General features: G+C 70.3%; 21 protein-coding genes. 14 read left to right on the plus strand and 7 right to left on the minus strand.

Annotated elements, in window-relative coordinates; translation table 11 throughout:
- Positions 1 to 88: 88 nt before the first annotated feature.
- Entirely contained in the window at positions 89 to 2,479 is a 2,391-nt protein-coding gene (locus AB7E03_RS10200; protein WP_489941302.1) for a lamin tail domain-containing protein, read from the plus strand.
- A gap of 279 nt (positions 2,480 to 2,758) precedes the next feature.
- Here AB7E03_RS10200 and recQ read toward each other — a convergent pair whose 3' ends face one another.
- Positions 2,759 to 4,759 carry a DNA helicase RecQ gene (recQ, locus tag AB7E03_RS10205; RefSeq protein ID WP_489941303.1) on the minus strand — a complete coding sequence of 667 codons (2,001 nt, stop codon included), beginning with the start codon at positions 4,757 to 4,759 and terminating at the stop codon, positions 2,759 to 2,761.
- A gap of 98 nt (positions 4,760 to 4,857) precedes the next feature.
- Between recQ and AB7E03_RS10210 the strand changes: the two genes are divergently transcribed.
- Positions 4,858 to 5,421, plus strand: coding sequence for a dihydrofolate reductase family protein (locus tag AB7E03_RS10210; protein WP_489941304.1), 564 nt, complete (start codon positions 4,858 to 4,860; stop codon positions 5,419 to 5,421).
- A complete protein-coding gene (locus AB7E03_RS10215; RefSeq protein ID WP_489941305.1) occupies positions 5,421 to 6,287 on the plus strand; it encodes an EamA family transporter in 867 nt (288 codons plus the stop codon). The genes AB7E03_RS10210 and AB7E03_RS10215 overlap by 1 nt, the downstream gene beginning before the upstream one ends.
- 113 nt (positions 6,288 to 6,400) lie before the next feature.
- On the opposite strand, the gene AB7E03_RS10220 is transcribed toward AB7E03_RS10215, so the two are convergent.
- From AB7E03_RS10220 to AB7E03_RS10230, 3 genes are all read right to left on the minus strand, one after another.
- A complete protein-coding gene (locus AB7E03_RS10220; RefSeq protein WP_489941306.1) occupies positions 6,401 to 6,871 on the minus strand; it encodes a MarR family winged helix-turn-helix transcriptional regulator in 471 nt (156 codons plus the stop codon).
- A complete protein-coding gene (locus AB7E03_RS10225) occupies positions 6,855 to 8,597 on the minus strand; it encodes an MFS transporter (protein ID WP_489941307.1) in 1,743 nt (580 codons plus the stop codon). Before AB7E03_RS10225 ends, AB7E03_RS10220 begins: the two co-directional genes overlap by 17 nt.
- A 99-nt stretch (positions 8,598 to 8,696) precedes the next feature.
- Positions 8,697 to 11,366 carry an Ig-like domain-containing protein gene (locus AB7E03_RS10230; protein ID WP_489941308.1) on the minus strand — a complete coding sequence of 890 codons (2,670 nt, stop codon included), beginning with the start codon at positions 11,364 to 11,366 and terminating at the stop codon, positions 8,697 to 8,699.
- Positions 11,367 to 11,572: 206 nt separating this feature from the next.
- On the opposite strand from AB7E03_RS10230, the gene AB7E03_RS10235 reads away from it, so the two are divergent.
- From AB7E03_RS10235 to phoA, 5 genes are all read left to right on the plus strand, one after another.
- Positions 11,573 to 12,589 (plus strand): nitrilase family protein, encoded by a 1,017-nt coding sequence (locus AB7E03_RS10235; RefSeq protein WP_489941309.1) that lies wholly within the window; start codon positions 11,573 to 11,575, stop codon positions 12,587 to 12,589.
- A gap of 151 nt (positions 12,590 to 12,740) precedes the next feature.
- Positions 12,741 to 13,859 (plus strand): endo-1,4-beta-xylanase, encoded by a 1,119-nt coding sequence (locus AB7E03_RS10240; RefSeq protein ID WP_489941310.1) that lies wholly within the window; start codon positions 12,741 to 12,743, stop codon positions 13,857 to 13,859.
- A 208-nt stretch (positions 13,860 to 14,067) separates the two neighbouring features.
- Positions 14,068 to 15,189, plus strand: coding sequence for an N-acetyltransferase DgcN family protein (locus AB7E03_RS10245; RefSeq protein WP_489941311.1), 1,122 nt, complete (start codon positions 14,068 to 14,070; stop codon positions 15,187 to 15,189).
- 35 nt (positions 15,190 to 15,224) lie between these two features.
- Positions 15,225 to 15,794: a GNAT family N-acetyltransferase gene (locus AB7E03_RS10250; RefSeq protein WP_489941312.1), complete on the plus strand. Its 570-nt coding sequence runs from the start codon at positions 15,225 to 15,227 to the stop codon at positions 15,792 to 15,794.
- Positions 15,795 to 15,911: 117 nt separating this feature from the next.
- Positions 15,912 to 17,807: an alkaline phosphatase gene (gene phoA, locus AB7E03_RS10255; RefSeq protein WP_489941313.1), complete on the plus strand. Its 1,896-nt coding sequence runs from the start codon at positions 15,912 to 15,914 to the stop codon at positions 17,805 to 17,807.
- 68 nt (positions 17,808 to 17,875) lie between these two features.
- Here the strand turns inward: phoA and AB7E03_RS10260 are convergent, their stop codons facing one another.
- A complete protein-coding gene (locus AB7E03_RS10260; protein WP_489941314.1) occupies positions 17,876 to 18,580 on the minus strand; it encodes a C40 family peptidase in 705 nt (234 codons plus the stop codon).
- 155 nt (positions 18,581 to 18,735) lie between these two features.
- Here AB7E03_RS10260 and AB7E03_RS10265 point away from each other — a divergent pair, with 155 nt between their 5' ends.
- From AB7E03_RS10265 to AB7E03_RS10285, 5 genes are all read left to right on the plus strand, one after another.
- Complete coding sequence (locus AB7E03_RS10265; protein ID WP_489941315.1) at positions 18,736 to 19,665, plus strand: cytochrome c oxidase assembly protein; 930 nt, start codon at positions 18,736 to 18,738, stop codon at positions 19,663 to 19,665.
- 134 nt (positions 19,666 to 19,799) lie between these two features.
- Entirely contained in the window at positions 19,800 to 20,018 is a 219-nt protein-coding gene (locus AB7E03_RS10270) for a hypothetical protein (RefSeq protein ID WP_489941316.1), read from the plus strand.
- Between the two features lie 76 nt (positions 20,019 to 20,094).
- Positions 20,095 to 21,471: an LLM class flavin-dependent oxidoreductase gene (locus tag AB7E03_RS10275; RefSeq protein WP_489941317.1), complete on the plus strand. Its 1,377-nt coding sequence runs from the start codon at positions 20,095 to 20,097 to the stop codon at positions 21,469 to 21,471.
- Between the two features lie 100 nt (positions 21,472 to 21,571).
- Positions 21,572 to 22,090, plus strand: a complete 519-nt coding sequence (locus tag AB7E03_RS10280) for a hypothetical protein (protein WP_489941318.1) — start codon at positions 21,572 to 21,574, stop codon at positions 22,088 to 22,090.
- Between the two features lie 29 nt (positions 22,091 to 22,119).
- Positions 22,120 to 22,521, plus strand: a complete 402-nt coding sequence (locus tag AB7E03_RS10285) for a VOC family protein (protein ID WP_489941319.1) — start codon at positions 22,120 to 22,122, stop codon at positions 22,519 to 22,521.
- Positions 22,522 to 22,540: 19 nt separating this feature from the next.
- On the opposite strand, the gene AB7E03_RS10290 is transcribed toward AB7E03_RS10285, so the two are convergent.
- Together AB7E03_RS10290 and AB7E03_RS10295 are read right to left on the minus strand one after the other, a co-directional pair.
- A complete protein-coding gene (locus tag AB7E03_RS10290; protein ID WP_489941320.1) occupies positions 22,541 to 23,350 on the minus strand; it encodes an MBL fold metallo-hydrolase in 810 nt (269 codons plus the stop codon).
- A gap of 85 nt (positions 23,351 to 23,435) precedes the next feature.
- A complete protein-coding gene (locus AB7E03_RS10295; RefSeq protein WP_489941321.1) occupies positions 23,436 to 24,095 on the minus strand; it encodes a fasciclin domain-containing protein in 660 nt (219 codons plus the stop codon).
- Positions 24,096 to 24,224: 129 nt separating this feature from the next.
- Here AB7E03_RS10295 and AB7E03_RS10300 point away from each other — a divergent pair, with 129 nt between their 5' ends.
- Entirely contained in the window at positions 24,225 to 25,772 is a 1,548-nt protein-coding gene (locus AB7E03_RS10300; RefSeq protein ID WP_489941322.1) for a molybdopterin-dependent oxidoreductase, read from the plus strand.
- Positions 25,773 to 25,795: the final 23 nt, after the last annotated feature.

Raw genomic sequence — 25,795 nt, forward strand, 5'->3', positions numbered from 1 at the left:
CTTCGCCCGGGTGCCGGATGCTGCGGCTGAGCCTCGTCTCGGTGTCCGCTGAGGCGACACCGGCGCTTCCACCCGAAGGAGAACACGCTTGCGCATCCACTCGACCGCGCGTCCACGGACCTGGGCGGCCCTCGCGGCCGTCGGCCTGTGCGCCACCGCTGGCCTCGCTGCGGCCGTCCCGGCGACTGCCGCGACCGCCGACACCACTGCTGCCACCGCCGCCACTGCCGCCGCCGCCGCCGACCCCTCGATCGTGATCAACGAGGTCGAGTCGAGCGCACCGAACGGCGGCCCGGACTGGGTGGAGCTGAAGAACACCGGCGCCAGCGCTGCCGACCTGGCCGGCTGGTCGGTCCTCGACAACGACGACACCCACACGCGGGTTCCGCTGCCCGCCGGCTCGATCATCCCCGCCGGTGGATACTTCGTCATCGACGAGAGCACGCTCGGCTTCGGCCTCGGCAGCGGCGACTCCGCCCGCCTGTACGACCCGGCCGCCACCCTCGTCGACACCTACTCGTGGACCTCGCACGCCGCCGTCACGTACGGCCGCTGCCCCGACGGCACCGGCGCGTTCCGCAACACGACCTCCTCCACGCAGGGGGCCGTCAACGACTGCAGCGTCCCGGCCGTGCAGGTGAAGATCAACGAGGTGGAGTCGGACGGCGACGCGTCCGACTGGATCGAGCTCATCAACAACGGGAGCGCGGCGGCCGACCTCAGCGGGTACATCCTGCGCGACGACAAGGATGCCGACGCGTTCGTCATCCCGGCCGGCACCTCGGTCGCGGCGGGCGGCTACTACACCGCCGACGTCTCCGCCTTGTTCGGGCTGGGGAGCGCCGACCAGGCTCGACTCTTCGCGCCCGACGGCACCACGCTGGTCGACTCCTACGCCTGGACGGCCCACGCGACCACCACCTACGGCCGGTGCCCGAACGGCACCGGTGCCTTCGCGACCACCAGCGCGTCCACGAAGAACGCTCCGAACGCATGCCCGGGCGACATCCAGCTGGGGACCTGGCCGGGCGGCACCGACATCCGCACCGTCGACGACGCGAACGTGCTCGGCGGCAACCTGAGCGGCCTGTACTACGAGCCCTCCGGCACCGCCGCGACCGGCGTGCTCTGGGCCGTGAAGAACGGACCGGGGACGCTGTACCGCCTGCTGTGGAACGGCACCGTCTGGACGCCGGACACGGCGAACGGCTGGTCCTCCGGCAAGGCGCTGCACTACACCGACGGGACGGGCGACCCCGACTCCGAGGGCGTCACCATCACGGGCGCCGGTCCGAGCGGCGGGATCTACGTCTCCACCGAGCGCAACAACTCCGCGAACACGGTCAGCCGCCCGGCCATCCTGCGCTTCGACCCCGCACAGGCCGGAACCTCGCTGACGGCGACGGCCGACTGGAACCTCACCACCGACCTTCCCGTGGTCGGCCCGAACCTCGGGCTCGAGGCGGTCACGTGGGTTCCGGACGCGTACCTCACCGCCCACGGCTTCGTGGACCAGAAGACAGGCCACGCCTACGACCCCGCCACTTATCCCGGTCACGGCGACGGACTGTTCTTCGCCGGGCTCGAGGCCAACGGGAACGTGTACGCGTACGCGCTCGATGCATCCGGCTCGTACACCCGCGTCGCGACCATCTCGACCGGGATGCCCGGAGTGATGGACCTGCAGTTCGACACCGAGCGCCAGGCGATCTGGGCGGTCTGCGACGACACCTGCCACGGACAGCACGAGCTCTTGACCGTCACGCCCTCGGGCGCAAATGCCGGGACGTTCCAGGTCGCGCAGGCTTTCGCGCGGCCGAGCGGGATGCCCGACTACAACAACGAGGGCTTCACGGTTGCGCCGCAGGCCGAGTGCGTGAACGGGCTGAAGCCCGCGATCTGGGCGGATGACACAGCCGACGGAGGGCACGCGCTGCGCCAGGGAACGGTCGCGTGCACGGTGCTTCCCGGCGGTGGGAACGGTGGTGGCGGAAACGGTGGGGGCACCGGTGGCGGCGGCAACGGTGGGGGTACCGGCGGCGGCGGCAATGGCGGCGGGGGCTCGCCGGCAGCGCCGACCGCACAGGTGTCAGCGAGGTCGGTCGGGCTCGGCGGCACGGTCACCGTCTCGGCGACCGGGTTCGCCGCAGGCGAGCAGGTGGAGATCTGGCTGCACTCCGACCCGGTGCTGCTGGCCGTGGTGACGGCCGGCCCGACAGGCGCGGTGACCGCGACGGTCACCATCCCATCGACGGTGCCCGCCGGTGCACACGCGCTGGTGCTGCTCGGACGGACGTCCGGCGCGACGGCCACGGTCGCCCTCACGGTCACCGCGATCGCCGCCGCGAACGGGGAGAGGGCCGGCCTGGCCTCGACGGGATCGGATGTGACCGTGCCGCTGGGCGCCGCGCTCCTCCTCGGAGCGGTCGGCAGCGGCCTCCTCCTGGCGCGGGGCGTCGCCCGCCGCCGCTCGGCCTGAGTCCGACGAGGGCCCGGTCGCGTGTGCGGCCGGGCCCTTCGCCATTTCGGGACGGCCTGCTTGCGTCGGAGAAACCGCTCCAGATCTCCGACCCGCCCCGGCCGCCAACGTCGGAGAAACTGTCCCGAATCTCCTTCGATTGGCAGTACTGAAGGAGATTCGGGCGGTTCGAGGCCCGGATCTCCTTCGATAGCCGGAGCGACCGGGCGGAGGCGGGGGCAGACGGAGGCCGGGGGCAGACGGAGGCCGGGGCAGAGGGAGGCGGGGCGGGGCGGGGCGTCAGACGGCGGCGGTGGCGGAGGCCACGACGCCCAGGAGCGCTTCGCCGTACGCCTCGCGCTTCTTGGCGCCGATCCCCGAGATGCCGTCGAGGTCGGCGAGCGAGGCGGGACGGGCGGAGGCGACGGCGCGCAGCGTCGCATCGCCGAAGACGATGTACGCGGGGACGCCCTGCTCGCGCGCCTGCGCCGCTCGCCAGCTGCGCAGCGCCTCGAAGAGCGGCTGGTCGGCCGGGGCCAGGTCGGCCGCCGCCGTGCTGCGCGTCGAGCGCAGACTGCGTTCCGGCCTGTCGGGCTCGCGCCGGAGCACCACCGTCCGGCCGCCCGTGAGCACTTCGGCGCTCGCGGGGGTGATCGTCAGCACGCCGTACTCCCCCTCCGGCTTCAGCAACTCCTGCGCAATCAGCTGACGCACAACGCCGCGCCACTGGCTCTCGCTCAGGTCGTCGCCGATGCCCCAGGTGGTCAGCCCATCGTGACCGTACTGCTCGACCCTCGGGGTGCGCTTGCCGCGCAGGATGTCGACCAGGTGCCCCGCGCCGAACCGCTGGTTGCGCTCGCGCTGGAGTCGCACCACCGTCGAGAGGAGCTTCTGCGCCGGGACGGTGCCGTCCCAGCTCTCTGGCGGGGTGAGGCAGGTGTCGCAGTTGCCGCAGGGGGTGGAGGCCTGACCGAAGTAGCCGAGCAGGTTGACCCGACGGCACTGGACGGTCTCACAGAGCGCGAGCATCGCATCCAGATGCTGCGTCAGGCGCCGCCGGTGTGCCAGGTCGCCCGGGGAGTCGTCGATCATCCGCCGCTGCTGCACCACATCCTGCAGGCCGTAGGCGAGCCAGGCGGTCGACGGCAGCCCGTCGCGACCCGCGCGGCCAGTCTCCTGGTAATACCCCTCGACGGACTTCGGGAGGTCGATGTGGGCGACGAAGCGCACATCCGGCTTGTCGATGCCCATGCCGAACGCGATGGTGGCGACGACGATCACGCCCTCCTCGCGCAGGAAGCGCGACTGCGTCGCCGCGCGCTGTGTCGCTTCGAGCCCTGCGTGGTACGGGAGCGCCGTGAGACCCCGGGCCGACAGGAACTCCGCCGTCTTCTCCACCGACGCCCGCGAGAGGGCGTAGACGATTCCGGCATCCCCCGGGTGCTCGCTGGTGATGAAGTCGAGCAGCTGCTTCCGCGGCTCGGCCTTCGGAACGATCCGGTATTGGATGTTGGGACGGTCGAAGTCGGAGACGAAGTGCTCGGCACCCTCCAGCCGCAGCCGCGCAGTGAGCTCGCGGTGGGTCGCTTCGGTGGCCGTCGCCGTGAGCGCGATGCGCGGGACGTCGGGCCAACGGTCGGCCAGCTCGGACAGCGCGAGGTAGTCGGGACGGAAGTCGTGCCCCCACTGCGAGACGCAGTGCGCCTCGTCGATGGCGAAGAGCGCGACGCGCCCGCGCTCCAGGAACCGCTTGGTCGCCTCCGACGACAGCCGCTCGGGTGCCACGTAGAGGATGTCGAGCTCGCCCGCGAGGTACGCCCGCTCGACCGCGCTCCGCGCCGCGCCATCCTGCGTGGAGTTGAGGAACGCGGCACGCACGCCGACCGCGGTCAGCGCATCCACCTGGTCCTGCATCAGGGCGATCAGCGGCGAGACAACGACCCCTGTGCCCTCGCGAAGCAGCGACGGGATCTGGTAGCAGAGGCTCTTGCCCGCGCCGGTCGGCATGAGGACGACCGCATCGCCCCCGGCCGCCACCCGCTCGATGACTGCCTGCTGCTGCCCGCGGAACTCGTCGTACCCGAAGACCGTCTTCAGTGCCTCGGCTGCCGAGCCGAACCGCGCGGGCGTGACCGCAGGCTCTGCGGACGCCATCGGCTGGGCGGGCGTCGCCGCACCAACCGCAGGGCCGGCGGCCCGGGAAGGCCCGGCGTACGGGTCGCCGAACTCGGGCAGCGGCGGCTCCTCGTCGAGAGGAGGCGCGTCCCGGTCATCGGGGATCCAGCCGTCGGTGAAGCTCATTCCTCGATCGTATCGGCGGCCGCTGACCACCGGCCGGACGAGCACGATCTGTGGATAACCCGCGCACCCCCGACGGCCCCTCCGGTACCATCGCCCACATGCGCCGGCTCATCGTGACAGAGTTCATGACCCTCGACGGCGTCGTCGAGGCGCCAGGCGGCGAGCCCACCCACCGGCACTCCGGCTGGACCATCCCGTTCAGCTCTGACGACCTCCGCGCCTTCAAGCTCAGCGAAGTGCTCGAGGCGGAGTCGCTGCTGCTCGGCCGGCGTACGTACGAGCAGTTCGCCGACGCCTGGCCTCCCCGCGAGGGCGAGTTCGCGGACGCCATGAACGGCATGGCCAAGCACGTCGCCACCTCGCGGCCTCGCGAACTCGTCTGGAACGCCACCGCGCTCGAACCCCCCGTGCGCAGTTCGGTGCAGTCGCTGAAAGACGGCGACGGGGGCCCGATCCTCGTCGCGGGCAGCGCCTCCCTCGTCCGCTCGCTTCTGGTCTGGGGCCTCGTCGATGAGCTGCGGCTGCTGGTCTACCCGGTGATGATCGGCGGCGGCTTGCGGATCTTCCCCGACGACCGCGAGAAGTGGACGTTCGAGCTCGCCGATCTGACGCGGTTCGAGTCCGGCGCGGTCCTTCACACGTATCGACTGGCCGGGAGCTGATGCCCGCCGCAGTCCTCGGGCTGCTGGGCGCCGTCGTCTACGGTTCCGCCGACTTCCTCGGCGGGGTGGCGGCCCGGCGCATCGGCCCGCTACGAACGACGGCGGTCGGAGCTGTCAGCGGCCTCGTCCTCCTGCTGCTCTCCTATCCCCCGGTGGGAGGGGTGTGGTCGGCCGCTGCGCTCGGCTGGGGAGCGCTGTCGGGCCTGGTCGGCACGGTGGCTGTCGCCCTCTTGTACGCGTGCCTCGCGATCGGCCCGATGAGCATCCTGTCGCCGCTGACCGCGGTGGTGTCCGCCCTGGTCCCGATGACGTGGGGGCTCCTCGGTGGCGACCGCTTCGGCGTGGTCGGCTACCTCGCGCTGGGGCTGGCGCTGGTCGCGGTGGTGCTGGTCGGATTCGTTCCCGAGAAGGGGGCGGTGCGACCGAGCGGGCGAGCGCTGCTGATGGCGGTGGCCGCCGGAGCGATGATCGGCGTCTTCCTGATCGTGCTGGATCAGACTCCCGCCGATTCGGGCGTCGTCCCGCTCCTCGCCAACCGAACCGTGAACGGCGCGGTGATGTGGGCGCTCGTCGGGACGCTGGTCCTGATCGGACGGCGCCGAGCCCGCGGCGAGGGAGGGATGCGCCTCGACGCGCGCGGGTCGGGGATCGCGGCGGCCGGTGGCGCGCTGGACGCCTCCGCCAACCTCATCATCCTGATCGGGCTGCGCCTCGGCGATCTGACGACGATGTCGGTGCTCGTCGCGCTCTACCCGGCCGGCACCATCATGCTCGCGGCGATCGTCCTGCGGGAGCGGGTCGCGCCCGTTCAGTGGGCCGGCCTGGTGCTCGCGGTGCTCGCCGCGGCCCTGCTCGCCGTCAGCTGACCTCCGCGCCGCCCTCCGCCACACCCCCCGCCACCGCCGAATGGTGAGTCGTTGCTCCAATTCGCGCCCAGTGGCGACGAGATGTCACCACTCGCGCAAGGGCGGTCCTGTATTCAGTACGGGGACGGCGGTGCGAGCTGGGCGACCTGCTCCAGCGCGGGCAGGGCGGCGCGCACCGCCTCCACCTGCTCGGGCGTCAGCTCGCCGAGGACCTCCGCGACCGCACGCGCACGGTCCGAGCGCGCCTCGAGCAACAGCTCCGTGCCCGCCTCCGTCCCGGAGACGAACAGCGAGCGGCGGTCCTCGGGGTCTGGCGTGCGCTCCACGAGGCCTCGGGATTCGAGCTCGGCGACGATCCGCGTGATCGTCGGCGCGGCCGCCACCTCGATGGCGGCGATCTCACTCGGGCGGATCGGTCCGCGGCGGACGATGGTGGAGAGAGCGGACAGCTGTCCGTGACTGAGCCCCCCGGTGGAGGAGCGGATGCGGCGGTTCAGCCGCCCGACGGCCAGGGCCAGGCGGCCGGGGACATCGTCGTCTCGTCCGGCCGCCGGCCGATCGTCAGCTTCATGCGCGCTGGGCACCGACTTCCTCGCCTTCCTCGCTGGCCTGCCGCTCGGGTGCGGCGGCCTCCTCATGAACATACTTTGCCCCGCCGAGGAACGAGGCAACAGCACCGATGACGCTCATGATGGCGGCGGCGATGAAGACGACCACCAACCCGTCGTGGAAGGGCCCGGAGATCAGCTGCGGGAAGAACTCCTTGCCCGTCAGCGTGGCGCCGTCCACATGCGGCGCGGTGAGGATCCCGGTCGGGCCGAGGAGGCTCTGGATGGGGTTGTAGCCGAGGAAGGCGGCGAACAGACTCCCGACCGGCGGGGTGTTGCCGACCTGCGCGGCGACGTTCGAGGGGACGCCGTGCGAGGTGAGCCCGTTGGTGAGCGCGGACGGCAGCGCGACCGACAGACCGGCGATCATCAGGGAGAAGAAGATGCCGATCGAGAGCGAGCTCCCCGCGTTGAGGGCGACGCCGGCCATGCCTGAGGCGGCGCCGCGTTCGTTCGCGGGCACGCTGTTCATGATCGCCGTGCGGTTCGGCGACGAGAACAGACCGGAACCGATGCCGTTGAGCCCGGTCAGCACCGCGAACTGCCAGTACTCGAAGTTCACCGGGATGAGCAGCAGCCCGACGAATGTGGCCGCGACGATCAGCAGGCCGACGGTGGCGAACCCGCGCGAGCCGAACCGGTCGGAGAGCGCCCCCGAGATCGGGCCGGCGATCAGGAAGCCGATCGTGATCGGGAGCATGTAGATGCCCGCCCAGAGCGGCGTCGACTCGTAGCTGTAGCCGTGCAGCGGCAGCCAGATCCCCTGCAGCCAGATGATCAGCATGAACTGGAGACCGCCGCGGCTGATGGCGGCGAGGAAGCCGGCGAAGATCCCGGAGGAGAACGCCCGGATGCGGAACAGCCGCATGTCGAACATCGGCGCGGGCACCCGCAGCTCGACGAAGACGAAGGCGACGAGAAGCAGGATGCCGCCGATGATCGAGCCGAGCACCCACGGGTTCCCCCAGCCCTGCGAGGAGCCGCCGTAGGGCTGGATGCCGTACGTGATGCCGGTGAGCAGTGCGATCAGGCCGATGCCGAAGGTGGCGTTGCCGAGCCAGTCGATGCGCCCGGGGTTCTTCTGGCCGACCTCGTGCAGCGACTTGATGGACCAGATGGTGCCGATGACACCGAACGGCACGGAGACGAAGAACACGGCGCGCCAGTCGATCTCGGCGAGGATGCCGCCGAGGATGAGCCCGATGAAGCTTCCGGCGATCGCCGCGACCTGGTTGAGGCCGAGCGCGAAGCCGCGCTTGTTCGCCGGGAAGGCGTCCGTGAGGATCGCGGTCGAGTTGGCGAACAGCATGGCTCCACCGACGCCCTGCACGAATCGCCAGACGATCAGCCAGAGCGCGCCGGGCCCACCGCTGAACGGGTCGAGGCACAGCGCGATGGCGGCGAGGGTGAAGATGACGAAGCCGAGGTTGTAGATGCGGACGCGGCCGAACTGGTCGCCCATCCGTCCGAACATCACGACGAGCACGGCGGTGACGAGCATGTAGCCCATCAGCATCCAGAGCAGGTAGGAGACGTTGCCCGGCTCGAGCGGGTTGAGCTTGACGCCCGTGAAGATGGCCGGGAGCGAGATGATCACGATCGACGAGTTGATCGTCGCCATCAGCATGCCGAGGGTGGTGTTGGACAGCGCCACCCAGCGGTAGTGCGGGTGGTCTTTGGTGTAGATGCCGGTGCGGGCCACGGGAGTCCTTGTCAGAGTGCGCGCTAATACGTGGAAACGTAGTTGTTTATATGCGTCAACTATATAACCGCGTCACGACTGCCGCACGTGGCCGTCGGCTCAGGCTCGATGACCCCGACGACGGATGACGAGCATCGCCACCCCTGCGCAGATGGCCAGCAGACCCGCCGTGCCCCAGTCTCCGACCTGCGATCCGGTCCCGGCGAGCGGACCGCCCGCGGCATCCTCACCCTCGCCCGACGTCGCGGGAGGGGCCGGGCCGGGAGTCGGCGGCACCGGAGCCGCCGTCACGGTGATGGAGACGGTCGCGTCCGCGCAGAGATCGGCGGCGGCGATCGCACAGATCCGGTAGGTGAAGCGGTCGGTGCCCGTGAAGCCGCGGGCGGGGACGTACGTGAACGCCCGGCCCGCCGCCGTCGCTGTGCCGTGGACCGGCTGCGTCAGGACCGCGGGAGGATCGATGGTGCCGATGTCGTTGGCGGTGACGTCCAGGGTCACGGCGGTCGCCTCAGTGGTCGTCACCTCGTCGTCGAAGGCACGGGGCAGGATCTCGACGGTGACCAGACCGGTCGAGCAGAGCTCGGGGGTTCCGGCGTCGCACGCGAACACCGAGTACTGGTCGCGGCCGGCGAACGGGCCGAGAGGCCGGTACTCGGTCAGGCCGTCACTGGCGACGCTGGCGGTCCCCGACCGGGGCGGGATGCCGCGTGCGGCCACGAAGGGATCTCCCTCGGGGTCGACGATGACCAATCGGTCCTGCACTGGAACCCGGGCCGTCGTCCGCATCACAAGGTCCCGGATCACGGGTGGCAGGTTGCGCGGGATGACCGTGACCAGGACCGTCGCATCGTCGCAGACGGTGGGCGCGGTGGGCGAGCAGACCCGGAAGATGAAGGAGTCCGTCCCGATGAAACCGGCGTCCGGTGTGTAGGTCGCGGTGCCTTCGGTCGTGTCGAGCACCACCGTGCCGTTGCTCGGCACACTGACGGGAGTGTCGGCCAGTACCGCCCCGGGCGTCGCGCTGTCGGGGACGAGCGGCACCACGACCGGGCGGCCCTGGAAGGTCTGGGCGGCGACGTCCGTCGCGACCGGGAACACGGTGATGGTGATCGTCCCCTCGTCGCACAACGACGGTGTCCCGTTGTCGCAGACCTGGAACGTCGCGGTGTCCACACCGGTGAATTCCGGTCCGCTCCGGTACTCGAACACGCCGCCGGGCAGCATCCTGAGCCGTCCGTTCGCCGGCCCCGACACGACGGTGAAGGTGAGTGCTTGGCCTGCCTGCGGGTCTGCGGCGGTGGCCCTTCCGATGACCAGCGCACCGGTGACCCCCTGCACCGCCGTGTCCTCGGCGGTCGGAGGCGTGTTCGGGAGCACGACGGGGACGACCAGGGTGGTGGACCGGCTGGACGCGGACGAGCCGTCGTTGTTTTCCGGGTCGGGGTCGGGTGTCGTGGAGACGGCGCTCGCCACATCCGTGAGCAGAGTGCCCGGGCCGGAGACCACCGTCCCGGTGACGGTGAGCGTCACAGTGCTTCCGCCCGGGACCGTCCCGAGGTTCCACGTGACCGCCGTCGTACCCACCGTGCCGCCGTTCGAGGCCGTCACGCCGCTGATGCCCTGCGGTAGGGCGTCGGTTACGACGACGCCCTCTGCGGCTGCCGGGCCGGCGTTCGCCACCGAGATCGCGTAGCTGAGCGCGGAGTTCTGGGTCACCGTCGCCGGACCGGTCTTGCCGACGACGACATCCGCTGAGGGGCGCTGCTGCGCGCAGTCCGGGGCCGGATACGAACCAGCGGTGAACCGGCCGACCGTCCCGCGCACGACATTGACGACGGTGCCCGTCTGCACGTCGAAGATCTGTCCGGGAGGCGCCGTGCTGTCGACGACGATCGGCGACGTCGCGGAGAGGCCGGTGAAGCTCCCCTGCACACTGGTGGAGCCGCTGAAGCGGTACCGGCCGTATCCCGTCACGTGACCGTCGGCGACGAGGGTCGCCGCGTCGAGCGTCCCGGCCAGGGACTGCGCCCAGGTGCCGTTGTCGGTGAAGCGCCCTCCGACCAGCACGAGTCCCTGGTTGCTCGACGACGGCCCGTCGTTGGTCAGGTCGCCGGTCGCTGCCAGTGCGCAGTCGTTCTGCACCACCCCGGAACCGTTCACGATCACGTTGCCGGTGACCTCCATCAGGCCCGTGTTCACCAGCCGCCCGTTCACCGTCGCATCACCGGCGACGGTGAGGACTCCTGAATTCAGGATGCGGACCGCGCTGTTCTCGTTCATGGTCGCGGCGATGTGCAGGGCCCCGGCGTTGTCGATAGTCCCGGCGGAGGGCGAGAACGCCTGGGAGATCGTGAGCCGGCCGCCGGACGCCACCTCGATCAGGGCGGCGGAGTTGATATTGAGCCCCGCGACCACGGCGGTCCCCTCTACCGTGAGCGAGAACCCTGTCCCCACGGACACGAACGGCAGGGCGAGGTCGGCACCCGCGGCGACCACCAGCGCCCCTCCTGCGTTGTTCATGTACGGAGGAGCGAGGGTGGCGCCCGGGCCCACGCACAGGGTGCCGCCCGCCGGTAGCGCGTCGATGCCGCCGAGGAATGCGCCAGCGGTGAGCAGCACCGTCTCTCCCGGGAGGACCACGATCGTCGCTGTGGTCGGGCCGAGCGTGCGGTCGGGCGATGCGCACTGGTCGGCGAAGGCGGCGGCCGCAGGAGGCGCGGCCGACGCGACGAGGAGCGGCGCAGCGAGCGCGCAGACGCAGGCCGCCATGGCGGCCAGGTGGCGGAGAGCGCGCTTGTTTGCCGTATCGGCTCCTTCACATCGGCTCCAGTGTGCCCGTCGGCCCGGCGGATGAGAAGAGGGAGCTCGACCGTCACGACGGGGAGCGATCGGCGGGAGGACGAACTCGATAGATTGCTGATGCGGCTGGATCGCGAGCCCGCGCGCCGGCCGTCCGTCGTCCCGAGGAGCCCCGAATGAGTGAAGAGCGTCCGCTGCGCGTGTCCGTCGTCCAGTTCGAGGCAGCACCCTCCGATCCGGCCGCCAACCTGGAGACGATCCGGCGTCTGGCGTCCGTCGCCGCAGCGGACGGCAGCCAGCTGGTCATCTTCCCCGAGATGTGCCTGCTCGGATACTGGCACCTGACGAAGCTGCCGGCCGACGAGCTGCGCGGGCTCGCCGAAGCCGCCGACGGCCCTCTCGTCACGCGGCTGCGGGAGTTGTCGCAGGAGCTCGGGGCCGGCATCGGGGCCGGCTTCCTCGAATCCGCCGACGGAACCCTCTACAACTCGTACGCGGTCTGCTTTCCCGACGGCGCCACGCACATCCATCGCAAGCTGCACGCGTTCGAGCACGAGGCCATCGCAAGCGGCGGGCAATACACGGTGTTCGACTCCCCGTGGGGCGTGCGGATGGGCATCCTGATCTGCTGGGACAACAACCTCGTCGAGAACGTGCGCGCCACCGCACTGCTCGGAGCCACCGTGCTGATCGCGCCGCATCAGACCGGCGGGACGAATTCGCGCAGCCCGCACGGCATGAAGGTGATCCCCGCGGAGCTGTGGCACAACCGGCACGAGGACCCGGCAGCGCTGGAGGCCGCCGTCAACGGCCCGTCCGGCCGCGAGTGGCTGATGCGCTGGCTCCCGTCGCGCGCGCACGACAACGGGATCTTCGTGCTCTTCGCGAATGGCATCGGACCCGACGACGACGAGATCCGCACCGGCAACGCCATGATCCTCGACCCGTACGGCCGGATCGTGGCCGAGACGCCCGCGCCGGCCGAGGCGGTGGTGACCGCCGACCTGGACCTCGAGCTGCTGCCCCTCGCCACCGGGCGGCGGTGGCTGCTGGGGCGGCGGCCGGAGCTCTACGGGGTGCTCACGCAGCGTTCGGGACTCGAACGGGACGCCCGCACCGCGCGGCACTCCTCGGAGGAGGTGCCGGCATCCTTCCGCGTCGGTCCTCCGTCCGCTGAGCCGGACGACGACTGAGAACCGGGTGATACCCGGCCGTTCCGGCGGCGAATACGGCTTTTCCAAAACTTTTGACACCCATACGGGGGCGGAATTAGCTGGATGACGCAACAAATCCACGAGGACGCCGCGATGCCGCGACGCCCGACGCATACAAAGGAGTAGCAGCGTGTCGATTCGCCTTCGAGCCGGTCTCATCACCACCGCAGTGATCGGGGCCGGAGCCGTCATCCTCGCCCAGGGAGCCGCCTTCGCGGCCCCGCCGGCAGCCCCGTCCCACCACAGTCCCGCCCCGGCGGACTCCCTCCGCGCGCTCGCCTCGCAGTCCGGCCTCCGCATCGGCACCGCCGTCAACACCGACGTTCTGGCGCAGAACAGCGACTACCGGGCGATCGTCGCCTCGCAGTTCTCGACGGTCACGCCGGAGAACGTCATGAAGTGGGAGGTCGTCGAGCCTACGCAGGGCACGTACGACTGGTCGGCAGCCGACAAGCTCGTCGCCTTCGCGCAGCAGAACGACCAGCTCGTGCGCGGGCACACGCTGGTCTGGCACAGCCAGCTGCCCGCCTGGCTGACCGCCGCCGCGCCGTCGATGACGCCCGACCAGCTGCGCGCGATCCTCAAGAAGCACGTCACCGATGAGGTCACTCATTTCAAGGGCAAGATCTGGCAGTGGGATGTCGTCAACGAGGCGTTCAACGACGACGGAACCCTGCGCGACAGCATCTGGCTGCAGAAGCTCGGCCCGAGCTACATCGCCGACGCCTTCCGCTGGGCGCACCAGGCCGACCCGCGGGCGCTGCTGTTCTACAACGACTACAACATCGAGTTCACCGGACCCAAGAGCAACGCGGTCTACCAGCTCGTCCAGGACCTCAAGGCGCAGGGTGTCCCGATCGACGGCGTCGGCTTCCAGACGCACCTCGACACCCAGTACCCGCTGCCGGACCTGCAGAACAACCTCCAGCGGTTCGCGAAGCTGGGGCTGAAGGTGGCGGAGACCGAGGTGGATGTGCGCACCACCCTGCCGGTGACTCCCGTCGAGCAGAACGCCCAGATCGCGGGGTACACCACCACCCTCCAGGCGTGCCTCGCGGTGCGGGCGTGCCTGTCGTACACCGTGTGGGGCGTCGGCGACGCGTACTCGTGGGTGCCCGGCGTCTTCCCCGGTGAGGGAGCGGCGACCATCTACGACGAGAACCTCCAGCCGAAGCCGGAGTACACCGCGGTGCAGCAGACGCTCGCCCTCGGGGCGGGCACGCCGGGGCGCAACGACCCGCGGCGCTGATCCGGCGCACGCCCGCGTCACGCGGGGGCCGTACGACTGAGTTCGTGCGGCCCCGCGTGACGGGCGAGGACACCGACGCACAGGTTGCGCTGCTACGGTTCACCGGCCGGTACTGTGCCGGCTTCAGGGAAGACGCCTCGTTGACAGAAGGATCCTTCGGATCCGGCCACGATCCCGTCGCCTCCTCTGTGCTTACAAGAGGAGCGCCATGTCCGCGTCCGTGAAAGCCGTCGTCTACTGCGAAGGGCTGTTCGGAAGGCTCGACGGGAAGACCGCCAACGGTCTGGTCCGTCATTCCGAGAAGTACGACATCCTGAGCATCGTCGACAGCTCGTGCGCTGGTCAGGACGCGGGGATGGTCCTGGATGGGGTGCCCAACGGCATCCCCGTGCTCGCTAGCCTCGACGACTCCATCGGACGGGCCGGTTTCGTGCCGGACACGCTCATCTTCGGGATGGCCCCCACCGACGGCCTGCTCACCGCCGATCACCGGGCGGTGCTGCTGGATGGGATCGATCGCGGGATGAACCTGGTCAACGGACTGCACGAGTACCTCAATGACGACGCCGAGTTCGTCGCCGCCGCCCTGGTGGCCGGGGTGACCATCGTCGACGTGCGCCGCCCCAAGGAGATCAAGGACCTGAAGCTGTTCAGCGGTCGCATCTTCGACGTGACCTGCCCGCGGATCGCGGTGCTCGGCACAGACGGGTCGGTGGGTAAGCGCACGACGGCGACCCTGCTCACGCAGGCGCTCAACGCGGTGGGTATCCGGGCCGTGCTGGTCGGAACCGGGCAGACGTCGCTGATCCAGGGCGCCCGGTACGCGGTCGCGCTGGATGCGACCATCCCGCAGTTCTGCTCCGGCGAGGTGGAGGCGCAGGTCGTCGCCGCGTTCGAGGAGGAGGACCCGGACGTGATCATCGTCGAAGGCCAGGGTGCGCTGAGTCATCCTGCCTACCTCAGCTCCGGCGCCATCCTGCGTGGGAGCCGGCCGGAGGGCGTCATCGTGCAGCACGCACCCGGGCGGGTGATGCTGGGCGACTTCCCGATGATGCCGGTCCCGACCGCGGCCAGCGAGATCGCCCTGATCCAGGCGTTCAGCGATACCCGCGTCATCGGCGTCACCATCAACCACGAAGGCCTGACGGCGACCGAACTCGACGAGACCATCGCCGAACACGAGGCGCAGCTGGGCCTGCCGGTGACCGACCCGCTGACCCGTCCGCGGGAGGAACTGGTCGACATGGTCCTGCTCGCCTTCCCGGAGCTGGGCCTCGGCACGGGGGCAGCACTGGCTGGTGCCGCCGGAGCGGCCACGCGCACGCACTAGGGCCCTCTGTCGGAGGTCGTCGCTACGCTGTGGCCATGGCCGTCGAGGTGCTCCCCGCCACCGGTCGTTTCGACGACTTCGCGACGTTCATGGTGCCGCGGAAGCCCGGTGGCGGCGGGTGCGTGTGCATGTCGTACCGCGACTCCCGCCTCGACATGCCCGCGCGGATCGAGTACATGCACACCGAGTGCTCGACGGAACCCGGCCCCGGCGTGCTCGCCTACATCGACGGCGACGTCGCCGGCTGGTGCTCGGTCGCGCCGAAGTCGACGTACCGGCGGCTGATGAACTCCCGCACCATCCCGCACGTGGATGAGGACCGCGACCCGTGGTCGATCGTCTGCTTCGTGGTGCGTGGCGGCTTCCGCAAGCGTGGCCTGATGCACGATCTTCTGGATGGGGCCGTCGAGCACGCCCGCGTCTCCGGTGCCGCGCTGGTCGAGGGCTATCCTGTCGACACCGCCGGCGAGCGGGTGGATGTGATCAGCGGTTACGTCGGGACCGTCGAGCTGTTCGAGAAGCACGGCTTCTCGCGAGTCCTCGCGACCGACGCGCATTCTGGCGGCCGGGTCCGCTGGCTGATGCGGCGCGAACTCCGCTCCTGAGAACAGGAGTTCGCGCGTCCCTGTGAGAGTTCACATGAACGCTCTCTCAGGTTCATCCGCGCGTCATCGCGGCCCTGTCGGATGGTCCGGTCACACCGACCGAAAGGACCTGCCCGCATGTTCCGAACCCCCTCGCGCTGGAAGGCCGGCGCCGTGCTCGCCGCCACTGCCGGCGTGCTGGCCGCCGCGCTGCTGCCGGCCCCCGCACTGGCCGCGACCTCCGACAACGGCGGAGCTGCCCGCAACCCCGACGACTCGACCGCAGCGCTCCGCCAGTCGATCGTCAACGGCCCGGCCAAGAACGTCATCCTGCTGATCGGCGACGGGATGGGCGACAGCGAGATCACCGTCGCCCGCAACTACCAGTACGGGGCGGGCGGGATGCTGCCCGGCATCGACGCCCTGCCGCTCACCGGCCAGTACACGACCTACTCCGTCTACAAGGACGGCGCGAACAAGGGCAAGCCCGACTACGTCCCGGACTCGGCGGCGACCGGCTCGGCCTGGGCGACGGGCACCAAGACGTACGACAACGCCATCTCGGTCGACATCGACGGCAAGCCGCAGGCGACCCTCCTGGAGCTCGCACGCGCCAACGGGCTGCGCACCGGCAACGTCAGCACCGCCGAGATCCAGGATGCGACGCCCGCGGTCGAGGTCGCCCACGTCGGCGCCCGCTCGTGCTACGGACCGGACACCGCCTCCTGCGGAAGCGACGCCCTGCAGAACGGCGGCCGCGGCTCGATCAGCGAGCAGCTGCTGGACGCGCGCCCCGACGTGACACTCGGCGGAGGTTCCGCATCGTTCCAGCAGACGGCGAAGGCCGGGCAGTGGAAGGACAAGACGCTGTTCGCCCAGGCCGGCGAGCGCGGATACCAGGTCGTCGGCGACGCCGCAGGGCTTGCCGGGGTGACCGAGGCGAACCAGCAGAAGCCGGTGCTCGGGCTCTTCACCCCCGGCAACTTCCCCACCCGCTACGCTGCGACGACCGCGGCCGTCGGGGGTGCTGACCAGGCACCGGTCACCTGCTCCGCCAATCCGGACCGGCTGGCGACCGACCTGTCGCTCTCGTCGCTGACCAGCAAGGCGATCTCGCTGCTCGACAAGCCGGGCGGCGACGGGTTCTTCCTCCAGGTGGAGGGCGCCAGCATCGACAAGCGCGACCACTCGGCGGACGCCTGTGGGCAGATCGGCGAGACCGTGGACCTGGATGAGGCGGTGCAGGCCGCGCTCGCGTTCGCCAAGAAGGACGGCAACACCCTCGTCATCGTGACCGCGGACCACGCCCACACCAGCCAGATCGTGGACAGTACGCCGCCGGCGACGCTCTCGACCGCGCTGACCACGGCCGATGGAACCGTCATGAAGGTGGCGTACGGAACTGCCGCGGCGGGTGGCTCGCAGCAGCACACCGGCGCGCAGCTCCGCATCGCCGGCTACGGCCCGGGTGCAGCCGACGTCGTCGGCCTCACCGACCAGTCCGACACCTTCTTCACCATCGCCCGTGCCCTGGAGCTGAACCGGGACGTCGCCGCGCTGAGCGCCAGTGCGACCGTCACGCTCAGCGCGACGTCGGTGAAGCCGGGCGATCCGATCACCGCGACGCTCGCGGGCTTCGGCGGCGACCGGCAGGTCACCGGGGTCATGCAGTCCGACCCGGTCGACCTGCCCCGCACGGACGTGCTGGACGGTTCGGCAGCCCTCTCGGCCACCGCTCCGACCGATCTGGGTGCCCACACGATCACCGTCACGGGCGCCCAGAGCGGGAAGTCGGTGACCGTGAATTTCGAGGTCACCGCCGACGGGCAGCCCTCCGGCGCCCTGCCCGGCGATGCGGCGGGCGGCGGCAACGGTTCGGTCGGCGCAGGCTCGACTTCCGCGGCCGGTTCCCTTGCCTCCACCGGCTCGGTCCTCACCCCGCTGATCGTGGTGATCGCGCTGGCCCTGCTGATCGCGGGCTACCTGTTCGTCACCCGCGGTCGCCGTCGTCCGGGCAGCGCACCGCAGGTCTGACCGACGGCCACGAATGACCAGGGGGGAGGGGTCCGCGGACCCCTCCCCCCTGGTCTTTCCGGCCCTGCTCATCCCGGCAGGATGCGCGTGAAGTGGTGGGGGACGCCCGACCACACGGTGGTGACCTCGACGGGGCGCCCTTCCTCGGGCGCTTGGATGATCATCCCGTCGCCCAAATAGAGGGCGATGTGCTCGTCGTCGTCGAACACCACCAGGTCGCCCGGCTCGGCGTCCGCCTCGTCGATCCGCCGGCCGGCGTCGTCCTGCAGGTGCACGAGGTGGCCGAGCGGGATGCCGACCGCAGCGTAGGACACCATGACGAGTCCCGAGCAGTCGATGCCTGAATGGTCGGCTCCATCGAGAACATACGGATCGCCGAGGTAGCTCATCGCTGTCGCCACGATCTGCGCACGTGCGCCACCGGCTGCGAGCGCCGAGACGATCGCACCGGCCGCGCGCTCACCTGCCGCTCCGCCGTGGTCCGCGATGATCCCGGCGACCGCGGACGCGACCGGATCGTCGCGGTCGATCCGTGCCGCTGCGACGATCGCGGAGACGGTGAGATGCTGCGCGACCGCATGGCCGGAGGCCGCCGCCGTCACAACTTCCAGGGGCGCCGCGGACGCCGGCGGGGCCATCGCGATCCCGAGCAGGAGTGCGATCGTCGCGCCGGAGGCTCCGAGTGCCGCTCCACGCCGCGGTCGCCTCCGCCGGACACGCAGGGAGGCGGCACGCTCCCGCTCCAGTGCTCGCCGTCGTTCGTCGCCCGACATGCAGACCTCGTCCGTCTCGCGACCCGCACCCCATCGCCCGATGCCCGCGCGACCGAAGACGAGCCTAGGGCGGGTTCGGCGACGCAGACGGGGAGTCCTCTGTGTCGGCCTGATGCTCCTCTCAGGGAAGGCGGATCCGTCCGGCCGACGCCTGCGTGCGGGGCGAGAATGAGGCGCCCACCCTCGATCCGGAGCCGATCACGCCGCCCCTCGCCGTCTTCCTCACGACCTGGTCGTTCGACCCGGCCGCCGCCGCGCTGTTGCTCGCGGCCGTGGTGCTGTACCTCGGTGGTGTGCTGCGGCTGCGTCGGCGTGGCCACCGCTGGCCGCTCCGGCTGACGGCGGTCTACCTTCTGCTGGGACTCGGCTCGTACGCCGTGGTCTCGTTCGGGTTCCTGGGCGCCGAGAGCACGGACCTGCGCTGGGCGTTCACCACCCGCATCGCGCTGCTGCTCTTCGTCGTGCCGGCCCTCGTCTCCCTGGGCCGTCCGATCGCTCTTGCGCGCGCCGCCCTGAGCGCGGACGGACGTCGCCGCACCGAGCGGGCGATGCGCTCCTGGCCGGTTCGGGCCTTCGGCAACGCCATCGCCGCACCCGTGATCGCGTGCGCGGTCTTCCTCGTGTTCCTCACGCCGGTCGCGGCGATCCTGCGCGACTCGCCGTGGTCGGAGTGGACGATCTCGGTCGTGACGCCGTTGGCCGGCCTGGTGCTCGTGCTGCCGATCGCCGCGCACTCGGTCCTCCGCACGGGCTTCTTCGTCACAGTCGAGTTCCTGCTCGCCTTCGTGGAGCTGCTGCTGGACGCCATCCCGGGCCTGCTCCTGCGACTCAACGACGGCATCCTCGACCACGCGCCCGCGATCACGGCGCGCCTGCCGTTCTGGTTCCCGACGCCGCTGCACGACCAGCACCTCTCGGGCGACCTGCTCTGGTTCATCGCCGAGGTCGCCGACGTGCCGGTCCTCGTCCTCCTCTTCGTGCGGTGGATGCGCCTGGACCGCCGCGAAGGGAGGAGGCTCGACGAGTTGAGTGACGACGAGATGGCCGAGCTCACCCGGCAACACCTGCGGCAGGGCCGCTTGTGAGAATCCAGGTCGTTATGCAAGGGCAAGCGAGCCTGTGTCGATTTTCAGAATGACCCCTAGCCGCCCGCGGCGCATCATTGGCCAGACTGTGCGCTATACGAACACGCGAACCTGCTGGCGGGGAGGGGCCGACCATGGCGCAGGACGACAGCTACATCCACCCGCCGCATCAGCCGCGGGCGCGCGAGCACATCGGATTGATCCACTGGAGCTTGACCGACCAGGGCGAGTGGACGACGGAGGTCGTACGGGGCCAGTTCGTCAGCGGCGATGTGCATGCCTGGCGAGTCCGCCTCTACGACGGCATCGAGCTCGAGTACGACATGGACACGTGGGCGCCCTTCCAGCCGTGACCAGTTGCGGCCGGCGCTCATTACGCACCATGACGGCCGCCGTGCGTCGCCGTCGGGCTTCGCCCATCCTGGAGCCATGACCAGGCAGATCCGCTTCAACGCGTTCGACATGAACTGCGTCGCCCACCAGTCGTCCGGCATGTGGCGTCACCCGGAGGACCAAGCGTGGCGGTACAAGGACCTCACGTACTGGACGGAGCTGGCGAAGCTCCTCGAGCGCGGCACCTTCGACGGCATCTTCATCGCGGATGTCCTCGGCACCTACGACGTGTACGGCGGCAGCAACGAGGCCGCCATCCGTCACGGCGCTCAGGTTCCGGTCAACGATCCCGTCCTGCTGGTCTCCGCGATGGCGCTGGTGACCGAGAACCTGGGCTTCGGGATCACCGCAGGCACCGCCTACGAGCATCCATACCCGTTCGCCCGGCGCATGTCGACGCTCGACCACCTGACGAACGGCCGGGTCGGCTGGAACGTGGTCACCGGCTACCTGCCTTCCGCCGCACGCAACATGGGCCACGACGACCAGCTGCAGCACGACGACCGCTACGACCACGCCGACGAGTACCTCGAGGTGCTCTACAAGCTGTGGGAGGGGTCGTGGGAGGACGACGCGGTCATCCGCGACCGCGAATCCGGCGTCTTCACGGATCCGTCGAAGGTGCACGAGATCGGCCACCAGGGCAAGCACTTCACCGTGCCGGGCATCCACCTCTCCGAGCCGAGCCCCCAGCGCACTCCCGTGATCTACCAGGCGGGCGCGTCGAAGCGCGGCATCTCGTTCGCGGCCGAGAACGCCGAGGCGATCTTCGTCGCCGCCTCCACCAAGGAGGGCCTGAAGGCGACGGTCGGCAAGCTCCGCGACGCGCTGGAGGCGGCGGGCCGCGACCGCTACTCGGCGCGCATCTACACGCTGCTGACGATCATCACCGACGAGACCAGTGAGAAGGCGCATGCGAAGTTCGAGGACTTCCTGCAGTACACCAGCGACGAGGGCGCACTCGTGTTCATGTCCGGATGGATGGGCGTGGACCTCTCGAAGTACGACCTCGACGAGCCCATCGGAAACGTCGAGAGCAACGCCATCCAGTCGGCTGTGGCCAACTTCCAGCTCCCCAACGCGGATGGCGGCGAGTGGACGGTGCGCGATATCGGCCGGAACGGCGCGATCGGCGGCCTCGGGCCGTTCATCGTCGGCTCGGCGGTGGAGATCGCCGACCAGCTGCAGGAGTGGGTGGAGGACACCGACGTGGACGGGTTCAACCTCGCGTACGCCATCACCCCCGGCACCTTCGAGGACATCGTCGAGTTCGTCATCCCCGAGCTGAGGAAGCGCGGCGCCTACCCCGAGGAGTACGAGCCCGGCACCCTGCGCAACAAGCTGCACGGCGCCGGCGACCGCCTTCCGGACACGCACCGGGGAGCGCGGTACAAAGTGGACGCATCCCGCTGATCGCGTGGTTCTCGGCGTCGTTTTCTAGCCAGGCTAGCGATATGCTGAGCCGGAGACCGGCGAGCGATCCACGCCGGCCAGAACGTGGAAGGTACGGCGAATGACGGACACGGCGACGATCCAGGCTCAGTTGCGCGCCCTTCTGGACGAAGAGCGCGGCCTGACCGAGCTCTTGGACGCAGCTCCCGGCTGGTATCCGACCCTCATGCGCCAACTGGAGCTCGCCATCGGCGACGACCGGATCATCTACCTGGGCGCAGCGTCCGCATCCGCCCTCTCCACCGTCACCCTGCGGGTCGGGGTCTTCACCGAACACACGGTCGTCGCCGCGGAGGTCATCGACGACGGCACGACGGCCGCGCAGGTGATCACACGCGTCGAGAGCAGGGCGGACCTGTTGCGGTTCGAGCTGTCCGGCGGCACCGAGAACGACAACGCCACCGAGACGTCCTGGCCAGGGGGATTCCGCGTCCGCGCGTTCTACCAGTCGGGACTGGTGGTGACCGTCCCCGCGAACGTAGTCGACACCGAGGCGAAGCGGGTCTCCGTCCACGCGGTGCTCGACGGCATCCGCGCTGACCTCCACGCGTCGCCATCGACGGACCCGGTGCCCGACTGAGGCGTGAGCGTCACGGCCGAGGAGGCGCCATGATCTCGTCAGCGATCTACCTGAGCTACCGCGACGCGGCCGGCGTGATCGCGTGGCTGGAGGCGCTCGGCTTCGAGACCCTTCAGCGGCAGGTCGGCCCGGACGGGTCGGTACTCCATTCCGAACTGCGCTGGGCCGACACGGTCGTCATGCTCTCCTCGTACGACGCGGAGTACCGGATCGCGCCGCTCGTCGGCTCCTCCACCGGCGCCGGCGTCTACCTCGTCACGCAGGACGTCGACGGGATGTACTCACGCGCCGTCTTCGCGGGCGGCACGGCAGTGCTCCCTCCCACGGAAAGCGGATGGGGCGGCAGGCGGGCCCGTGTGCTCGACCCGGGGGGACGGGAATGGAGCTTCGGCTCGTACCGTCCCGGCGAGCAGTGGATAGCCTCCGACTGACTCTGGTCGGTCCTCCCGCCTACGGCACCCACCGACCGTCCACGACCCGGCCCGCCCTCAGCGCCGGGAAATGCGCTCCGACACCCTGCACGCCGTCCTCGGCGAGGGACCGCCAGAGCGCCTGCCTGCTGCGTTCGGCGAGCGCCGCATCCACGTCGCCCATCGAATGCCAGCCCACCTCCGCCACCTGCTCGGGCGTCGTGATCGCATCTCCGAGAAGGATGAGGCGCTCGCTTCCCGACTCGGCCACCACGGCGAGATGCCCGGGTGTGTGACCGGGGGCGAGGATGGCGCGGACACCCGGCGCGACGTCCGCATCCGAGCGGAGCGGGCGCAGCCGGTCGGTGCCTTCGAGCGCGCGGAATCCCGACCGGATGTGCGGGGCCATCTCCCCCGGGCCCTCCACGAAGTGCTCCCACTCGGCCGCGCCGAACCAGATACGCGCATTCGGAAACGTCGGGCGGCCGTCGAGGTCGAACAGCCAGCCGACGTGATCCATGTGGAAGTGCGTCACGACCACGTCGGTGATGTCGGTCGGGTGCACCCCCAGCGCGTGGAGGCCGGTGAGCAGCTGTCCGCCGACGAGGAACATCCCATCGGGCATCGGGTCTAGGGCTGGACCGAGCCCGGCGTCGACGAGGACGACAGGATCGCCGGCTCCGCCCGCGGCGTCGCGGATCACGAAGCACCCGATCGGCAGCCAGGCGGCGCCGTCCCGGTCGAACAGGTCCGGACGGGCGGAGGCCGGCACATGCGTGCCGAAGTAGCTCGGACGGGCGACGAACGCGCCGTCGGAGATCGCATCCACTCGTAGCTCGCCCACTCGCATGGACGCAGCTTACGGGCGCAAACGCAGCCGGCGCGGCCACGCAGCGGATCGCTGCACGGCCGCGCCGGATCGGCGGGTGCCTGGGTTACTTGGCCGGGGGCATCAGCACCGAGTCGATGAGGTACACGGTCGCGTTGGCCGTCTTGACGCCGCCGCAGATGACGCTGGCGTCGTTGACCTTCAGCGAGTCGCCGGAGCCGGTGACGGTGAGGTCGGAGCCCTCGACGGTCTTGTGCGTTCCGTCGATGTCCGCCGGCGCGATCTGGCCGGGGACCACGTGGTAGGTGAGGACCGAGGTCAGGGTCGCGGCGCCCGCATCCGTCTTCAGGGTCTCGATGGTGGCCGGGTCGATCTTCTTGAAGGCATCGTCGACCGGGGCGAACACGGTGAAGTCGCCGCCGTTCAGCGTGTCGACCAGGTTCACGTTCGGGTTGAGCTTGCCGGAGACGGCCGCGACCAGGGTCGTGAGGAGGGGGTTGTTGCTGGCGGCGGTGGCCACCGGGTCCTCCGCCATACCGGAGACCGAGCCGGCGCCGTCCGGAACCTGCTTGGCGTAGGCGGCGCACCCGGGGCCGACGAGGTCCGCGGCCGGATCCATCGACTTCGAGGCCGACGGGCTGGATGAGCTCATCGACGACCCGGAGTCGGTCGACGAGGCGTTGCCCGCGCCTGACGAACAGGCGGTGAGGGCGAGGGCTGCCGCGGCCAGGAGGCCGGCTGCTGCAAGACGAGCGGTGGATCGCATGATTCTCTTCTCCTTCGAGGGATGGTGACGATCGTTCGGCCGCTGCTGGGGCGGTCATGAGGGGTTCGGCCCCGGCAGCGAATCGGATTGGACCAATCCGCGGCGGCCCTCCGCGACGAACTCAGAGACGTGACAGCGAAGAAGAGAATCGGCACGGCCGCCTGGGCGGCGCTCGCGGGCGCCGTCAGTGGCGGAGTCTTCCTGGGTGCGGCGGAACTGGTCGCACTGCTGGTGGCGCGGGAGGCCGGGCCGATCATCGCGATCGGGTCCTTCGTCATCGATATCGTGCCGCGGTGGGCGAAGGAGTTCGCCATCCAGCTTTTCGGGTCGAACGACAAGCTGTTCCTGCTCGCCTCGCTGGGTGCAGCCGTGTTCGTGGCGGCGGCGGTCGCCGGGATGCTGGAACTGTGGCGTCGCTGGGTCGGCGTGGCGCTCTTCGCGGTCGCGGGCATCGCTGCAGTCGTCGCCACCGTGACCCGCACCGGGGCGAGCCCGCTCGCCTTCCTGCCCGCCACAGTGGGAGCGATCGCGGGAGCGGTCGTGCTGCGGCTGCTCATCGCGCGACTCCGACGGTGGCGGGATGACTCGGTGGAGTCCGCGACCGCAGGAGTCGACCGTCGCCGCTTCCTGGTGCTCACCTCCCTCGCCGCGGCCGGGGCTGTGGTCGCCGGCGTCGGTTCGCGGCTCGGTTCGGCTGCCACCTCGTCCATCGCGGCCGTCCGCTCAGCGCTGCGGCTTCCCGCGCCCGCCTCCCGCGTCACGGTTCCCGCCGGCGCGGAGCTCGATGTCCCCGGCATCAGCCCCCTGTTCACGCCCAACAAGGACTTCTATCGGGTGGATACCGCCCTCACCGTGCCCTCGGTCGACCCCTCGACTTGGCGGCTGACCATCGACGGCCTGGTCGAGAAGCGGGTCGAACTCGACTTCCAGGACCTGCTCCGGATGGGCCTCGACGAGTACTCGGTCACGCTCACCTGCGTCTCGAACGAGGTGGGCGGCAACCTCGTCGGCAGCGCACGGTGGCTCGGCGTCCCGGTCCGCGACATCCTCGCGCTCGCCCGTCCGCGGCGCGGAGCCGACATGGTCCTCTCCCGCAGCGTCGACGGGTTCACGGCCGGAACACCGCTCGACGCCCTCACCGACCGCAACCGCGACGCGATCCTCGCGGTCGGGATGAACGGCGAACCGCTGCCGCTCGAGCACGGCTTCCCGGTGCGGATGGTGGTGCCCGGCCTGTACGGCTACGTCTCGGCGACCAAGTGGCTGACGGAGCTGAAGGTCACGACCTTCGCCGCCGACCAGGCCTACTGGACCCCGCGCGGCTACAGCGCGAAGGCGCCGATCAAGCTGTCCAGCCGGATCGACACGCCACGCGTCGACAAGGCGCTCGCCGCAGGCCGCACCATGATCGCCGGCGTCGCCTGGGCGCAGACGGTCGGCATCCAGCGCGTCGAGGTGCAGATCGACGGCGGTGCCTGGCAGGAGGCGAAACTCTCCAAGCCCATCAACGCCGACACCTGGGTGCAGTGGTCCCTCGACTGGGATGCGACACCCGGCACGCACACGCTGGGCGTCCGCGCGACCGACGCCGCCGGGCGGCTGCAGGAGCGGAAGCGCGCGCCCATCGCGCCGGACGGGTCGAGCGGGTGGCAGCAGACGCTGGTGCGGGTCGGCTGATCGTCGCCTGCGACGTCCACGAG

Source organism: Leifsonia sp. RCC_180, from assembly GCF_058138205.1.

Coding starts and splice junctions, on each gene's coding strand:
- AB7E03_RS10235 (WP_489941309.1), top strand. CDS start 11,573: ATGAGTGAAGAGCGTCCGCTGCGCGTGTCCGTCGTCCAGTTCGAGGCA.
- AB7E03_RS10275 (WP_489941317.1), top strand. CDS start 20,095: ATGACCAGGCAGATCCGCTTCAACGCGTTCGACATGAACTGCGTCGCC.
- AB7E03_RS10250 (WP_489941312.1), top strand. CDS start 15,225: ATGGCCGTCGAGGTGCTCCCCGCCACCGGTCGTTTCGACGACTTCGCG.
- AB7E03_RS10290 (WP_489941320.1), bottom strand. CDS start 23,350: ATGCGAGTGGGCGAGCTACGAGTGGATGCGATCTCCGACGGCGCGTTC.
- AB7E03_RS10230 (WP_489941308.1), bottom strand. CDS start 11,366: ATGGCGGCCTGCGTCTGCGCGCTCGCTGCGCCGCTCCTCGTCGCGTCG.
- AB7E03_RS10285 (WP_489941319.1), top strand. CDS start 22,120: ATGATCTCGTCAGCGATCTACCTGAGCTACCGCGACGCGGCCGGCGTG.
- AB7E03_RS10245 (WP_489941311.1), top strand. CDS start 14,068: ATGTCCGCGTCCGTGAAAGCCGTCGTCTACTGCGAAGGGCTGTTCGGA.
- AB7E03_RS10260 (WP_489941314.1), bottom strand. CDS start 18,580: ATGTCGGGCGACGAACGACGGCGAGCACTGGAGCGGGAGCGTGCCGCC.
- recQ (WP_489941303.1), bottom strand. CDS start 4,759: ATGAGCTTCACCGACGGCTGGATCCCCGATGACCGGGACGCGCCTCCT.
- phoA (WP_489941313.1), top strand. CDS start 15,912: ATGTTCCGAACCCCCTCGCGCTGGAAGGCCGGCGCCGTGCTCGCCGCC.
- AB7E03_RS10270 (WP_489941316.1), top strand. CDS start 19,800: ATGGCGCAGGACGACAGCTACATCCACCCGCCGCATCAGCCGCGGGCG.
- AB7E03_RS10210 (WP_489941304.1), top strand. CDS start 4,858: ATGCGCCGGCTCATCGTGACAGAGTTCATGACCCTCGACGGCGTCGTC.
- AB7E03_RS10215 (WP_489941305.1), top strand. CDS start 5,421: ATGCCCGCCGCAGTCCTCGGGCTGCTGGGCGCCGTCGTCTACGGTTCC.
- AB7E03_RS10295 (WP_489941321.1), bottom strand. CDS start 24,095: ATGCGATCCACCGCTCGTCTTGCAGCAGCCGGCCTCCTGGCCGCGGCA.
- AB7E03_RS10280 (WP_489941318.1), top strand. CDS start 21,572: ATGACGGACACGGCGACGATCCAGGCTCAGTTGCGCGCCCTTCTGGAC.